General features: G+C 63.7%; 12 protein-coding genes and 1 pseudogene. 1 reads left to right on the top strand and 12 read right to left on the bottom strand.

Going from position 1 to position 13,522, the window contains the following annotated elements; all coding sequences use genetic code 11:
* Nucleotides 1-379 precede the first annotated feature (379 nt).
* Nucleotides 380-487, top strand: a pseudogene (locus IVA92_RS21650) (IS110 family transposase); the annotation flags it as partial.
* Between the two features lie 36 nt (nt 488-523).
* Here the strand turns inward: IVA92_RS21650 and IVA92_RS21645 are convergent.
* The 12 genes from IVA92_RS21645 to rpoZ all read right to left on the bottom strand — a co-directional run bounded on the left by IVA92_RS21645 (nt 524) and on the right by rpoZ (nt 13,341).
* Nucleotides 524-1,300: a DUF4239 domain-containing protein gene (locus IVA92_RS21645; RefSeq protein ID WP_247277048.1), complete on the bottom strand. Its 777-nt coding sequence runs from the start codon at nt 1,298-1,300 to the stop codon at nt 524-526.
* A gap of 1,278 nt (nt 1,301-2,578) precedes the next feature.
* The gene (gene parC / locus IVA92_RS21640; protein WP_247277047.1) at nt 2,579-4,837 is read right to left on the bottom strand and encodes a DNA topoisomerase IV subunit A; all 2,259 of its coding nucleotides are present in this window, start codon (nt 4,835-4,837) and stop codon (nt 2,579-2,581) included.
* A 60-nt stretch (nt 4,838-4,897) separates the two neighbouring features.
* Nucleotides 4,898-5,185 (bottom strand): hypothetical protein, encoded by a 288-nt coding sequence (locus tag IVA92_RS21635; RefSeq protein ID WP_247277046.1) that lies wholly within the window; start codon nt 5,183-5,185, stop codon nt 4,898-4,900.
* A gap of 100 nt (nt 5,186-5,285) precedes the next feature.
* Nucleotides 5,286-6,038 (bottom strand): DNA repair protein RecO, encoded by a 753-nt coding sequence (gene recO / locus IVA92_RS21630; RefSeq protein ID WP_247277045.1) that lies wholly within the window; start codon nt 6,036-6,038, stop codon nt 5,286-5,288.
* Between the two features lie 40 nt (nt 6,039-6,078).
* Entirely contained in the window at nt 6,079-6,459 is a 381-nt protein-coding gene (locus tag IVA92_RS21625) for a hypothetical protein (protein WP_247277044.1), read from the bottom strand.
* A gap of 21 nt (nt 6,460-6,480) precedes the next feature.
* Entirely contained in the window at nt 6,481-7,407 is a 927-nt protein-coding gene (gene era, locus IVA92_RS21620; RefSeq protein ID WP_247277043.1) for a GTPase Era, read from the bottom strand.
* Nucleotides 7,397-8,233, bottom strand: coding sequence for a ribonuclease III (gene rnc / locus IVA92_RS21615; protein ID WP_247277042.1), 837 nt, complete (start codon nt 8,231-8,233; stop codon nt 7,397-7,399). The genes era and rnc overlap by 11 nt, the downstream gene beginning before the upstream one ends.
* Nucleotides 8,230-8,994, bottom strand: coding sequence for a signal peptidase I (gene lepB / locus IVA92_RS21610; protein WP_247277041.1), 765 nt, complete (start codon nt 8,992-8,994; stop codon nt 8,230-8,232). Before lepB ends, rnc begins: the two co-directional genes overlap by 4 nt.
* Before the next feature lie 248 nt (nt 8,995-9,242).
* Nucleotides 9,243-9,662, bottom strand: a complete 420-nt coding sequence (gene acpS / locus IVA92_RS21605; RefSeq protein ID WP_247277040.1) for a holo-ACP synthase — start codon at nt 9,660-9,662, stop codon at nt 9,243-9,245.
* The gene (locus IVA92_RS21600; protein WP_247277039.1) at nt 9,659-10,411 is read right to left on the bottom strand and encodes a pyridoxine 5'-phosphate synthase; all 753 of its coding nucleotides are present in this window, start codon (nt 10,409-10,411) and stop codon (nt 9,659-9,661) included. Before IVA92_RS21600 ends, acpS begins: the two co-directional genes overlap by 4 nt.
* Before the next feature lie 45 nt (nt 10,412-10,456).
* A complete protein-coding gene (locus tag IVA92_RS21595) occupies nt 10,457-12,742 on the bottom strand; it encodes a bifunctional (p)ppGpp synthetase/guanosine-3',5'-bis(diphosphate) 3'-pyrophosphohydrolase (protein WP_247277038.1) in 2,286 nt (761 codons plus the stop codon).
* A 206-nt stretch (nt 12,743-12,948) separates the two neighbouring features.
* Nucleotides 12,949-13,341, bottom strand: coding sequence for a DNA-directed RNA polymerase subunit omega (gene rpoZ, locus IVA92_RS21590; protein ID WP_007603391.1), 393 nt, complete (start codon nt 13,339-13,341; stop codon nt 12,949-12,951).
* Between the last annotated feature and the right edge of the window lie 181 nt (nt 13,342-13,522).

Genomic DNA, 13,522 nt, shown 5'->3' with positions numbered 1-13,522 from the left:
CGTCCCAAAACCCTGCAGAACGATCGGACGACGATCTGCTATCAGTAGTCGGATACGAAGCACCTGCTCTACCTCGCCCGGCCTTCCGTCCTAAGTCACCCAGCAGAGGCGAGCTAGATTGAACGGAGTGACACTCAAGAGCAGCCCGGCAACGCACAACAATCCTCTTGGTTCCTGTAGATTAGTACGGCAATCGGATGATGTTCGTGCTTGCAGCCGATCGATGGCCCTCGTAGCCGGCAGAAAGCCCATCGGATAGGAAATCACAGTGTGGGCAGAACGAGATGAGCAAACCGTCCGCTCATGGGATGGTCCGGCTGTGCTCCAGCCCCGCCACTGCGAGAAGGTGGCAAGGGGCGCTCAAGGCAAGGAGCACGCCATGTCTCAGAACCTCAATGCAGCGATCGCAGTGATCGGCATCGGTATTGGCAAGAATTCGTTCCACCTCGTGGGTCATGATCACCGCGCTGCCATCGTGCTGCGCAGAAGTGGTCACGCCTCCCATCCCCAAGGGTATAGGGTGTCAATCCACAGCGACCTGTCGAAACGCTGTCGGCGGCATGGACACGCCGCCAAAGCCAAAAGGCCGGTCATAGACCATGAGCAGGACGAGGCACACAGCGATTGCCGTAGAAAAGATAAACAAGGTCGCCGCCATCGCCGCTCGATTATCGATATGTATCATTGCGATCGTCACGAGGATCAGCATCGTCAAGACAATGATGACTGCCCACTGGATCGGCGCGATCTGAAGCTGGCTGAGCCGAATTCTATCTCGCCGGACTTCAAACGCATGTTCGATCGCGACCAAGGCGCGCTCCTGGGCCAGCTGCTGAGCGGGTTGTGCGGGCGTAAAGGAAAGGACCGCCGCCATCGCGTCAGTCAATCCAGTCGGGATTGCTTGCAAAGTGGCTTCGCCCCTGCCCATCGCTGGCCAATCCTGCGTTTCAATGAAATGAAGGTGGCGCTTGAGGCTATCGCGCAGATTGTTCCGAACATCCGGTGGCAAAGCATCCGCGAGGAGCATGGCCTGTCGGAGAGCACTGGCTTCCTGACCGACATATTCCCCGGCCCGATCGACATTTGTCCATACGCGCGAGGACAGGAAGGCGAGGAGCAGGGCCAGGATAACCGCCAGAGGCGTCAACGTCACAGGCGAGGCCGCCTTCAGCTGCCTCACCACTGCGCGCCGGGACAGGATTGCCGCTGCGCCGAAAGTCGCAATCGCCAACACGTAACAGAAGCCGAATACAAGAAGCATGATGCCGGGAATCGAATGGGACTCAACCCAATGCAACATTGGTCCTCCTGAGCTGGCTACTCCTGTCCTTCTAGAATACGCCCCGAGTCCCCTGACCGGAAGGCCACACCGCACGGGTGCTGCAGGCAAGCGGGCATTCGCGTGGTGCCGAAGGACGACACCGACTAGGATCAGGAATATGGCTTCACCGACAATCGGCGGATGCCGAAGCCGTTAACTGCTGCGCCGCGGCAGTTCGATCCCGATGTCCGGAGGGGTCAGGAGCCCTCGATAATGCTCGAGCGGGGCGACTTCCGCTTTGCCCCTTAGAAGATGCCGTTCAGGAGCACCAGCCCTCAAAACAAAAGCTCGTCACGGCGCACCCGTCGGCCATCACCCGTCGGGCAAAACAGCTGACCACTTCCGCACCCTCGGCTGTCAAGACCCGCTCTGCAAAATATTCATATTTACCGAAATTCGGATTTGTCGTATAGAAAAGCACCCTGGCCCGAGACAAGGGGCGGATCGCGATCGTCACGAACCGCGGGCTGGGCAGCGATGGACGCGACGGCGTCGAGCGTAACAGGCATTGCAGGGCGGCTTCAGCCGTGAGCAATGCCTTCGCGCGAACGACACGACGCCGACAGCGTCTTCGCATGGCTTCGGGGGCGAGCACACGCCACCCCTCGGATTCCCAGCGAAGACGTGCGCGGACGGAGAAGTCGTGTGGTCCTGACGCCCGGGGTCTGTGCGTCAAGTCCTGTGGTGATGTAGCGGCCCGACCGGGCCCGCGCATCAGTCATCTGCATGGCGACGGGGGCAACAGTGCATCGCTCCCCGAGGAGAGCACGAAGGACACCGTTAAAACCATTCGCGCAGGGAAGGCCGGGCGACCGGCATCACCTGTTGTCCACCCCGTGTGCATTTCTATCGCACACGGACTCGGGTGCCGCCGGCGCCTGGCCTTCCCTGCGCCCTTGTCTTTTCCGAGGGCGCGCCGTGAAGCAAAGCTCGGGCGAGATGCGCCGCGAGAACGCGATGGTATGTCTGCTGTTTGAGATGCGAATCGGAGAGCGATGGCCTCGCCACTTGCTCCATTGCGAGCGCAGCGAAGCAATCCAGAGTCTTTCCGCGGCGGGATTCTGGATTGCTTCGCTGCGCTCGCAATGACCATGTGAGACGGCGCTCCCCTCTGGTGCCCCGGACGCAGCGCAGCGCTACTTCAGCGGTGCGCTGCTGAGCCGGGGCGCCCATGTCTCCGAGCGATCCGTGCCGCACGGGTCCCGGCTCTGCGCAGCAACGCGAAAAGCGTTGCAGCGCGTCCGGGACAAGAGAGTGCTACCCAATCGCCCGGCCGAACTTGTTCGACTTCGGAAACCCCTTCGGTGCCAGACGGCCGGCATCGGCGCGGTTACCTTGCCATTCGGCGAGCTCTTTCATCGTTGCCGAGAATTCGCGCCCCGCGGAGTCCTTCCAGGTCAGCCCCGCCTTGGCATCGAATACCGCGACGTCGGAGAGGCCGCCGTCCTTGTATTTCTGCAAGCGCATGCCGCGGCCGCGGGCCATCTCGGGGACTTGGTCAAGCGGGAAAATCAGCATCTTGCGGTTCTCGCCGATGACAGCAACGGTGTCGCCTGTTACCTCGGTGATCGCGCGCGCCTCGTTCGGCATCTCGACGTTGAGGACCTGCTTGCCCTTCTTGGTGGTGCCGACGCAATCGTCCTCGTTGACCACAAAACCCTGGCCTTCGTGGCTCGCGACCAGGAATTTGCGCCCGCCCTTGTTGACGAACAGCGCAACCGGCGCAGCCTCCTGCTCGAGGTCGATGAACAGGCGGATCGGTTCGCCGTGGCCGCGGCCCCCGGGCAGCTTCGCCACATCGAGCGAGTAGAACTTGCCGTTGGTGGCGAACAGCAGCAGCTTCGAGGTCGTCTCCGCAAAGAAGGCGAAACCGAGCTTGTCGTCCTGCTTGAAGGCAAGGCCGGAGAGATCCTCGACATGGCCCTTCATGGTGCGGATCCAGCCCTTGTCAGAGACCACGACCGTCACCGGCTCGCGCTCGACAAAGGCTTCCTCGATCGCGGCGAGATCGTGCTCGGGTGCGTCGGCAAAGGTGGTGCGGCGCTTGCCGAGCGGCGTCTTCGGCCCGAACATGTCGCGGACCTTGCCGACCTGCTCGCCGACCTTTTTCCATTGCTCGGCTTCCGAGGCGAGCACCGCATTGATGCCCTTGAGCTCGGCGCGAAGCTTCTTGTCCTCGGTGCGGATCTCCATCTCCTCGAGCTTGCGCAAACTGCGCAGCCGCATGTTGAGGATGGCTTCAGTCTGCACCTCGGTGAGCTTGAACGCCTTCATCAGCTCGGGCTTCGGCTCATCCTCGGTGCGGATGATCTTGATCACCTTGTCGATGTTCAGATAGGCGATCAGGAGGCCGCCGAGCACTTCCAGCCGGTGCTCGATCTGCGCCTTGCGGTGATTGTTGCGGCGGATCAGCACGTCGCGCAGATGGTCGAGCCACTCGCGCAAGCACTCGGCCAGGCCGACCACCTTGGGCACCTTGCCCTTGATCAGTACGTTCAGGTTCAGCGGGATCTTGCTTTCAAGCTCGGTCAGCCGGAACAGCGACTCCATCATCAGCGCGGGATCGACGTTCTTCGACTTCGGCTCGATGACGAGACGGACGTCCTCGGCCGATTCGTCCCTGACATCACCGACCAGCGGGAGCTTCTTCTGATCCAAAAGCTCGGCGATCCTCTCCACCATCCGCGACTTCTGCACCAGCCAGGGGATCTCGGTGACAACGACCACCCAGGTGCCGCGAGCGCCCTCCTCCTGCTCCCACCGCGCGCGCACGCGGAACGAACCGCGGCCCGTCGTGTACGCCTCGGCGATCGCCTGCTTGGAATCGACGATGATGCCGCCGGTCGGGAAATCCGGACCCTTGACCCACTTCAGCAGCGCCTTGGATTTCGCGTCGGGCTTCTCGATCAGATGCAGCGCGGCGTCGCACAGCTCGGCGGCGTTGTGCGGCGGGATCGAGGTCGCCATGCCGACCGCGATTCCTTGCGCGCCGTTGGCAAGCAGGTTCGGGAAGCCGCCGGGCAGGACGATCGGCTCCTTCGACTGGCCGTCGTAATTGGCGCGGAACTCGACCCCGTCCTCGTCGATGCCATCGAGCAGAAGACGCGCGACGTCGGTCATGCGCGCTTCGGTGTAACGGTAGGCGGCCGGGTTATCACCGTCGATATTGCCGAAATTGCCCTGGCCGTCGACCAGCGGGTAGCGCGAGGAGAAGTCCTGCGCGAGACGCACCATGGCGTCATAGATGGCCTGGTCGCCATGCGGATGGAACGAGCCCATCACGTCGCCGACGATTTTTGCGGATTTCTTGAAGGCCGTGCCGGGGTCGAGCCGGAGCAGGCGCATGCCGTAGAGGATGCGCCGGTGCACCGGCTTCAGGCCGTCGCGCGCGTCCGGCAGCGCACGGTGCATGATGGTGGAGAGCGCATAGGCGAGATAGCGCTCTTCCAGCGCTTCACGCAGCGGCACCTCGTGAATTTCGGCCGGTTCTTCCGGCGGAACGATTCGTTTTCCCATGTCGCCCGGTTAAACCGTGGAAGCGAATCGGGCAAGGATGGATTGGTTCCTTGTGGGTGGCTAGTGCCCCGCCCAGCCGGCCGTCACAGGCTGGGTGGTTTGCGGACTCTGAGCCTGCGTGCTGGACGGTGCATTCGCCAGGCAATGCCGGGCGGTCTCGATCTCAGCCTCGCTCGCGCCCTTGGACCGCGCCCATGCCTCTGCGGCTGCAGCCGAATATTTGGCCACATAGTACCGGATGACGGTGCAGGATGCCCGACGAAACACGCCAGGTTGCGGCTCGCCGGCCATTGCATCAGGCGCGCACGCGAGCAGCGCCGCCGATAAGGCGAATCCCTTGATCAACATTTAGGCTAACCCCGCTGTGGAACCGGCGGGTCAATTCGGCCGGCCGAGATTTGGTTCCCGGGGAACTTTCAAGTAGGTTGGCAGGCCCAGGCGCTTTTCATCATGGCACCGGAATCTCCGCCCTTGCCTGCTGCCGCATCAAGGCGTTGATGAATCCGGCGCGCGCGTCGGAATGGCCCTGCCCGCGCGGCTCCAGCACGTGGCGCAGCAGGAACAAGCCGGTGAGCCGAAAGCCGTCCTGGAGATCCTGCTCGGTAAGGTCGGTGTGCACCTCGCCCTGGCGCAGGAATGACGGCAGCCGCAACAGCCGATCGCGCCACGGCTCGCCCGCGCCGCGCGACACCGCGCCGCCGGATTTGGGCGAGACATAGATCAGGTCCGTGGTCTCCCCGGTCACCGCGCAATTCTCCAGCGCGAGCCCAAAGCCGAGTTCGGCGAGCATCGCCAGCTCGAAATGGATGACATGCACGGCGGCGCCGCCGATATCGTCGAAATCGTCGAGCGAATGTTCGAGCAGAGCAAAGATCGCCTCATGCGGATCGCGCTCGGGCAGCAGCCGCGCGATCGAAGCGAGATGGGTAACGCCGTAGACGCCGTGGGATGATGCCAGCAGCGTCGCCGCGCGCAGCTTCAATCCCTCGATCGCATAGGTCCCGAGATGCTCGTCGAGCCGCGCCCGCCACACCGCACTGACGCTGTTCCCCGGCTGCAAAAGCGGCCGCATCCGCGAGCCGGCACCGCCGCGGACGAGACCAAGATGCCGGCCGTGCGCGCGCGTCAGCAACTCGACGATGGCGCTGCTCTCGCCATGCCGCCGCACCCCCAGCACGATGCCTTCGTCGGTCCATTCCATGGCAGGAAGTGTAGCCCACCCTGCGGCGTCGCGCGAGACGCTAGGCGTTGAACCAGCTCTGCGCATCGCCCGTGAAGGAGAAATACAGGCCCATCGTCGTCAGCACGCAGGAGACGATCTCGATGGCACTGTCGAGCTCCATGCCCTTCTCGCCGATGATCTGGCCGAGCGAGATCACCGACAGCACGAGGGCTGCCGCAAGCACCCAGCGCGGCCAGTTCTTGCGTCCATGCGCGGCGAGCCAGACGAAATAGACGAGAAGCAGGATCATGCCGCCGGCGAGCAGGGTGGCGGTCATGATCATTTGCTCGGCCATCTCGGCGTTGGGCGTGCGGTCCTGCACCGCGACCGACAGGGCATCCAGCATCAACGATGCATAGAGCAGCGCTTCGAAGCGCCGGACGTTGCTGGGCACGCTCATCGGATACCGATCTTTTCTTGGTTATTCCTTGGGGAAGTCCAGGCCCATCTCGCGATAGCGATCCGGATCGTCGCCCCAGTTCTCGCGCACCTTGACGAACAGGAACAGATGCACCGGCACATCCAGGATCTGCATCAGTTCTTTGCGCGAGTCGGCGCCGATCGACTTGATGGTGGCGCCGCCCTTGCCGAGCACGATCTTGCGCTGGCTTTCGCGCTCGACGAAGATCGTCTGCTCGATGCGGACTGACTTGTCCTTGCGCTCCTCCCACTTGTCGGTCTCGACCGTGGACTGGTAGGGCAATTCCTGGTGCAACTTCTGATAGATTTTTTCGCGCGTGATTTCGGCAGCCAGCTGCCGCATCGGCGCGTCCGACATCTGGTCCTCGGGATAGAGGAATGGACCAGGAGGCACCATCTCGGCCAGCGTCGTGCGGATGTCGTCGACGCCGTCGCCCGAGATCGCCGCAATCATGAAGGTCTTCGCGAATTTCATGCGCTCGTTGGCGGCTTGGGCCAACGCCAGCAGCTTCTCGCGCTGGACCAGGTCGACCTTGTTGATCACCAGGATCTTCTCGTGATTGACGCTGGCCGCCTTGGCGAGGATCGCCTCGGCCTCCTCGTCGATCCCGGTCTTGGCATCGAGCAGCACGCAGACGAGATCGGCGTCGTGAGCCCCGCTCCAGGCGGTCGAGACCATGGCACGGTCGAGCCGGCGCTTCGGCGAGAAGATGCCGGGCGTGTCGACCAGGATGATCTGCGCGTTGTTCTCGATCACGATGCCGCGGATCAGCGCGCGCGTGGTCTGCACCTTGCGCGAAACGATCGTGACCTTGGCGCCGACCAGCGCGTTCGTCAGCGTGGACTTGCCGACATTCGGCGCGCCGATCAGCGCAACGAAGCCGCAGCGCGTAGCAGTGGGCGCCTCGCCGCTTGCTTCAGCCGTCATTGCCGCCGCCAACGCCTTCGCGTTCGATCATCACTGAAGCCGCCACCTTCTCTGCCGCACGCTTGCTGCCGCCGATGCCTTCGGCCGGGGCCAATCCCGGCAGGTCGACGGCGACGCGGAATTGCGGATCGTGATGCGGGCCGGTGCGCTCGACCTCGCGGTAGACCGGGGTCGGCAAGCCTTTCCCCTGCGCCCATTCCTGGAGCACGGTCTTGGGGTCGCGCAAGGGACGGCGCGGCTTGTGCATGCGCTCGGTCCAGTTGCGCCTGACGAATTCGGCCGCCGCCGCGTACCCGCCGTCGAGGAAAACGGCGCCGATCACGGCCTCGCAGATGTCCCCGAGCACGCTCTTGCGCAGGCGGGCGTCGGCGCTGGGGCCGACCGAGCCGAGCTTGATGTCGTCGAGCAGACCGAGCGATTTTGCGACGTCGGCGCAGCTCTCCTTGCGCACGAGCTCGGCAAGCCGCTTGGACAGCTCGCCTTCGTCGGCGTTCGGAAAGGTGTGATAGAGCATGTCGGAGACGACCAGCCCGAGCACGTGGTCGCCGAGAAATTCCAGCCGCTGATAGCTGTCGCCGCGCTTGCGCCCGGACTTCAGTGCCGAGACATGCGTGATCGCCTGCATCAAGAGGTTCGGGTCAGTGAAGCTGTGGCCGATGCGCGCCTCGAGCGCCGCGTTCGCGTCCGCGCCCTTGGCCTTGCTGCTTCGCGTCCGCTTCTTCTTCGCGGGCACCTTGCTCGCAAGCGGTTTGGTCGCAGCTTCGCCCTCGGGGCCGGCTTGCGCCTCCGTCAGTGGGGTCGCGATGTCCTTGGCTTCGTCTTTCATCGGACGATATTGAAGAAACGATTCCAGCGCACCGCCCAAGGCCAGCGCCAGAACATCCAGGCATGCTCGCCTTCGGCGATGGAGAAGAAGATCATCTGCGCGCGGCCGATCAAGTTCTCCTGCGGTACATAACCGACCTGGCCGAGGAAGCGGCTGTCGGTCGAGTTGTCGCGGTTGTCGCCCATCATGAAGAAGTGACCGGGCGGCACCGTGTAGACGTTGGTGTTGTCCATGTAGCCGTTGTCGGCGCAGTCCAGCGTCTCGTAGGACACGCCGTTCGGTAGCGTCTCCTTCCAGCGCTTCACCCGGGAGATGCCCCCGCCTTCGGAGCCGCACGGATCCTCGCCGACGAACTCGCTCATGCGCTGCCGCTCGACCGGGGTATCGTTGATGTAGAGCAGACCGTCCCGCATCTGGATGCGGTCGCCGGGAAGACCGATCACGCGCTTGATGTAGTCGGTGGAATCGTCCTTGGGCAGCCGAAACACGACGATGTCGCCGCGGTCGGGGTCAGAGCCCCAGACCCGCCCCGAGAACAGCGGCGGCGAAAACGGGATCGAATAGTGACTATAGCCGTAGGAATATTTCGAGACGAACAGATAGTCGCCGACCAGCAGCGTGGCCTTCATCGAACCGGACGGGATGTTGAACGGCTGGAACAGGAACGTGCGGATCACCAGCGCGATCAGCAGAGCATGGATCACGACCCGAATCGTTTCGCCGACACCGCTCTCAGTTTTCGTTCCCGAAGTCACGCTCATTGCTCTCTCAATTCCGGCCGGCGGTCACAGAGCGCCCTCCTCCCGCGAACAGCCGATCGGCTCGCGGCCCAAGGAGATTGTCCTGATTCTGATAGTGAGGGCCAATTCCGGCGTAAAGCCGAATTCACCCAGCCTGATTTGCGTCGACGGACTTTTAGACGGTTGTCGGAGACCGCGCAATCAAGGATCGCATCAAAACTGCATAAGATATTGGTATTTCAAATGAATTATGAGATTACAGGATCCGGTCAGGGCTTGGCCAGCGGGACGGCGGAAATGACGACGAAGGCCTGCGCGAGCGGCCAGTCGTCTGTGATCGAAACATCGATCCGCGCCTCGAACCCTTCCGGTGTCAGGGCCTGAAGCCGAGCCAAGGCGCCGCCGGTCAGTTGCATGGTCGGCCGTCCGCCCGGCAAGTTGACCACCCCCATGTCGCGCCACCAGACGCCGCGCCGGATCCCGGTACCGAGCGCCTTGGAGCAGGCCTCCTTGGCGGCAAAGCGCTTGGCGTAGGTCGCCACCACCATCTTCTCGTTCTTGGCGCGCCGCTCCGCCTTGGCCCGCTCGGCCGCGGTGAAGATGCGGTCGAGGAAGCGCTCGCCATGGCGCTCGATCACCTTGCCGACGCGGGTGATGTCGATCAGGTCCGAGCCGATTCCGATGATCATGCCCGGCTCCGGCCGCGGTCCATCGCCGCGCGCATGCTGCGCACGGTCTCGGCGAGCCCTACGAACAGCGCCTCGCCGATCATGTAGTAGCCGATGTTGAGCTCCATGATCTCAGGCAGCGCCGCGATCGTCTCCGCCGTCGTATAGTCGAGCCCGTGGCCGGCATGGACCTCGAGCCCCGCTTCCTTCGCCAGCTTCGCCCCCGCCACGATCCGCTGCCATTCGGCATCGGCCTTGCCGGTCGGGCCGTCGAGGACGGCGTCGCACCAGGCGCCGGTGTGGATCTCGATCACGGGGGCGCGCAGCCGCGCCGCCATCTCGATCTGCGCGGGGTCGGCGGCGATGAACAGCGAGACCCGGATGCCGGCATCGCTCAGCCGCGCGATGTAGGGCGCGAGCGCATCGTGCTGGCCGACGACATCTAACCCACCCTCGGTCGTCACCTCCTGCCGCCGCTCCGGCACGAGGCACACCGCGTGGGGCCTTGTGGCGAGCGAGATCCGCATCATGTCGTCGGTCGCCGCCATCTCGAAATTGAGCGGCTTGGAGATCTCCGCCTTTAGCCGCGCCATGTCCTCGTCGCGGATGTGCCGGCGATCCTCACGCAAATGCGCCGTGATGCCATCCGCGCCGGCCTCGATCGCCACCAGCGCGGCGCGCACCGGATCGGGATTGCGGCCGGCGCGGGCGTTGCGCAGGGTCGCGACATGGTCGACGTTGACGCCGAGGCGGAGCGGAAGTGCGGGCATTGCAGGACTCTCGAGCTCAGGGGGACAGACGCATGCGAGAAGCGTCTATCCATTAACACGTTCGACGCGGGCGACGACCGCCTTGGCGCGCAATTGGGCCAGGATCGCGCTCAAATGCTTCAGATCGTAGACTTCGAGGTCGATCGTCGTCTCCGTGAAATCAGGTGAGCGGCGCTGCATGCTGATGTTGTCGATGTTGCCATCGTGCTCGGCGATCACGGTCGCGATCTGTGCCAGCGCGCCGGGCTCGTTGACGTTCTCGACCTTGATGCGGGCCGGGAAGCGCTGCGGCAAGGAATCCTCGATGTCCCAGCGCACGTCGAGCCAGCGCTCCGGCTCCTCCTCGAAATCCTTCAGGGCGGGCGCCTGGATCGGGTAGATCGTAATGCCCTCGCCCGGCGTCACGATGCCGACGATGCGGTCGCCGGGCACGGCGCCGCCGTTCGGCGCGAACTTCACCGGCAGGTCGGAATTGATGCCGCGGATCGGAATGGCGACCGGGCTGCGTGGCGACTCCGACGACTTCTCCTTGAGCTTGGCGGCGAGCCCCTTCTTGATGCCGTAGCGCGCGATGCGCTCCTCCTTGTAGTCCGGATACATCGCGCGCGCGACGTGGGAAGCCTTGATCTCGCCGCGCCCGACCGCCGCCATGACGTCCTCGATCGAGGTCCGCGCCAGCCGCGGCAGCGCGCCCTTGAGCTTGTCGTCGGCATATTCGATCTTGGCGCGCTCGAACAGGCGCTCGACGATGCGCCGGCCGAGACCGACATATTGATCGCGCATGGCGGTGCGCGTGGCGCGGCGGATCGCGGCGCGCGCCTTGCCGGTGACCGCGAGCGTCTCCCAGGCCGACGGCGGTGCCGACTGCGCTTCCGAGGTCAGCACCTCCACCTCGTCGCCGTTCTGGAGCTCCGAGGACAGCGGCGCGAACTTGCCGTTGATCTTGCAGCCGACCGCGCTATTGCCGACGTCGGTATGCACCGCATAGGCGAAGTCGATCACGTTGGCATGGCGCGGCAGCGCGATCAGCTTGCCCTTGGGGGTGAAGCAGAACACCTGATCATGGAACAGCTCGAGCTTGGTGTGCTCGAGGAATTCCTCGGGATTGGCGCTCTCGGAGAGGATGCCGATGGTGTGGCGCAGCCAGGCGAAGGCGTTGGATTCGCGCTTGAGGTATTCGGTCGGCGAGCCTACGCCCTCCTTATAGAAGACGTGCGCGGCGATGCCGCGCTCGGCGATCTGGTCCATCGCCTCGGTGCGGATCTGGAGCTCGACGCGCTGGTTGCCGGGGCCGATCACGGTGGTGTGGATCGAACGGTAGTCGTTCTGCTTCGGCGTCGAGATGTAGTCCTTGAAACGCCCCGGCACGACCGGCCAGGTGGTGTGGACGATGCCGAGCGCGCGATAGCAGGCTTCGATGTCGCTGACGACGAGGCGAAAGCCGAAGATGTCGGACAATTGCTCGAAGCCGACCGACTTGCGCTCCATCTTGGTCCAGATCGAGAACGGCTTCTTGCGGCGGCCATAGACCCTTGCGCCCAGCCCCCGGTGGCGCAGATTGTTGGAGAGCTGGTCCTCGATCTCGCCGATCAGATTGCGGTTGCGCTCGGCGAGCGCATCGAGCCGCTGCATCACCACCGAATAGGCTTCGGGATCGAGCGTGCGGAAGGACAGATCCTCCAGCTCTTCACGCATTTCCTGCATGCCCATGCGGCCGGCCAGCGGCGCATAGATGTCGAGCGTCTCCTCGGCAATGCGCCTGCGCGATTCCGTCGGCACGAAGTCCAGCGTGCGCATGTTGTGCAGGCGGTCGGCGAGCTTGACCAGAAGCACTCGGACATCGTCGGCAATGGCCAGCAACAATTTGCGCAGGTTCTCGGCCTGTTTGGCCTCCCGCGACACCAGCTCCAGCCGCTTCAGCTTGGTCAGGCCCTCGACCAGAGCGCCGATCTCGGGCCCGAAGATCTGGTCGATCTCGGCCCGTGTCGCTTCAGTGTCCTCGATCGTGTCGTGCAGCAGCGCGGCCACGATGGTGGCGTCGTCGAGCTTGAGGTCGGTGAGAATCGCCGCCACTTCAAGCGGGTGCGAGAAATACGGATCGCCTGAGGCGCGGGTCTGCGAGCCGTGCGCCTTCATCGCATAGACATAGGCACGGTTGAGCAGGTCTTCGTTGGTGTTGGGATTGTAAGACCTGACGCGCTCGACGAGGTCATATTGACGCATCATGCGTGCGCGAGGCTTCGCCGGGCGCGCCACCGGCGCAGTCGGGGCCACGGCAACCGATTCGGTTGCGGCCTGCATCTGCATTGGTTTCCAGCGCCGATACACCATAAGTCCTGCCTTCAAACGGACCCCGACGCGACCCGTTGCATACATCTTAACGCCGATCCCCGGCGCGTCCGATCAATTCAGTGACAGGGCGCAGCGCGAACCGACAACACTATGGTAACCACGAAAACGCCAACAAAAGCAAAGGCCCGAACAACGGTTCGGGCCTTGATAAGATCACAAGAGGTCGATGATTGCGACGGGACGACCTACTCGTCCTCCTCCGGCTGCTCCTCGGGCGGTGCGAGGCCTTCGAGACCCTTTAGGAGCTCCTCTTCGGTCATGCGTTCGACGGCGACCTCGGTATCGTCCGCATCGACGCTCGCGCCCGCGGAACCGATCAGCGGCACCGTATCAGGCTCCGGCTCGTCGACCTCGACGAACTTCTGGAGCGAGTGCACCAGCTCCTCGCGGAGGTCCTCCGGCGAAATGGTCGTCTCGGCAATTTCGCGCAAGGACACAACAGGGTTCTTGTCGTTATCGCGATCAACCGTTAGTTGTGAACCGGACGAAATCATGCGGGCGCGGTGGGCGGCCAGCAGGACCAGGTCAAACCGGTTGTCGACCTTGTCGATACAATCTTCTACGGTGACGCGAGCCATGGACTGTCGCTCCGTTGTGGGTGGGACGAAATATGTGGGTGATCGGGGCTAGTTATAGGGACCGGGCCGCTTTCGCAAGGCCAATTTGTGATTTGGCCTCGCCAAACGGCTCTGCTACCCCCACATTGGGGCTGGGATGGGTGATTTCCCGGGCTGCCATCGAAGGTAACGCCGGGCGTGT

It is taken from the genome of Bradyrhizobium sp. 154, from assembly GCF_023073875.1.
Lineage (GTDB): Bacteria > Pseudomonadota > Alphaproteobacteria > Rhizobiales > Xanthobacteraceae > Bradyrhizobium.
The sequence above is the reverse complement of the archived record's forward strand: the minus strand, read 5'-3'. Positions and strand labels throughout refer to the sequence as shown.

What these genes read in the sequence shown, in the direction of transcription:
- lepB (WP_247277041.1), bottom strand. Translation starts at nt 8,994, where the DNA reads ATGAGCGTGACTTCGGGAACGAAAACTGAGAGCGGTGTCGGCGAAACG.
- rnc (WP_247277042.1), bottom strand. Translation starts at nt 8,233, where the DNA reads ATGAAAGACGAAGCCAAGGACATCGCGACCCCACTGACGGAGGCGCAA.
- IVA92_RS21635 (WP_247277046.1), bottom strand. Translation starts at nt 5,185, where the DNA reads ATGTTGATCAAGGGATTCGCCTTATCGGCGGCGCTGCTCGCGTGCGCG.
- era (WP_247277043.1), bottom strand. Translation starts at nt 7,407, where the DNA reads ATGACGGCTGAAGCAAGCGGCGAGGCGCCCACTGCTACGCGCTGCGGC.
- parC (WP_247277047.1), bottom strand. Translation starts at nt 4,837, where the DNA reads ATGGGAAAACGAATCGTTCCGCCGGAAGAACCGGCCGAAATTCACGAG.
- IVA92_RS21595 (WP_247277038.1), bottom strand. Translation starts at nt 12,742, where the DNA reads ATGGTGTATCGGCGCTGGAAACCAATGCAGATGCAGGCCGCAACCGAA.
- IVA92_RS21625 (WP_247277044.1), bottom strand. Translation starts at nt 6,459, where the DNA reads ATGAGCGTGCCCAGCAACGTCCGGCGCTTCGAAGCGCTGCTCTATGCA.
- recO (WP_247277045.1), bottom strand. Translation starts at nt 6,038, where the DNA reads ATGGAATGGACCGACGAAGGCATCGTGCTGGGGGTGCGGCGGCATGGC.
- acpS (WP_247277040.1), bottom strand. Translation starts at nt 9,662, where the DNA reads ATGATCATCGGAATCGGCTCGGACCTGATCGACATCACCCGCGTCGGC.
- IVA92_RS21600 (WP_247277039.1), bottom strand. Translation starts at nt 10,411, where the DNA reads ATGCCCGCACTTCCGCTCCGCCTCGGCGTCAACGTCGACCATGTCGCG.
- IVA92_RS21645 (WP_247277048.1), bottom strand. Translation starts at nt 1,300, where the DNA reads ATGTTGCATTGGGTTGAGTCCCATTCGATTCCCGGCATCATGCTTCTT.
- rpoZ (WP_007603391.1), bottom strand. Translation starts at nt 13,341, where the DNA reads ATGGCTCGCGTCACCGTAGAAGATTGTATCGACAAGGTCGACAACCGG.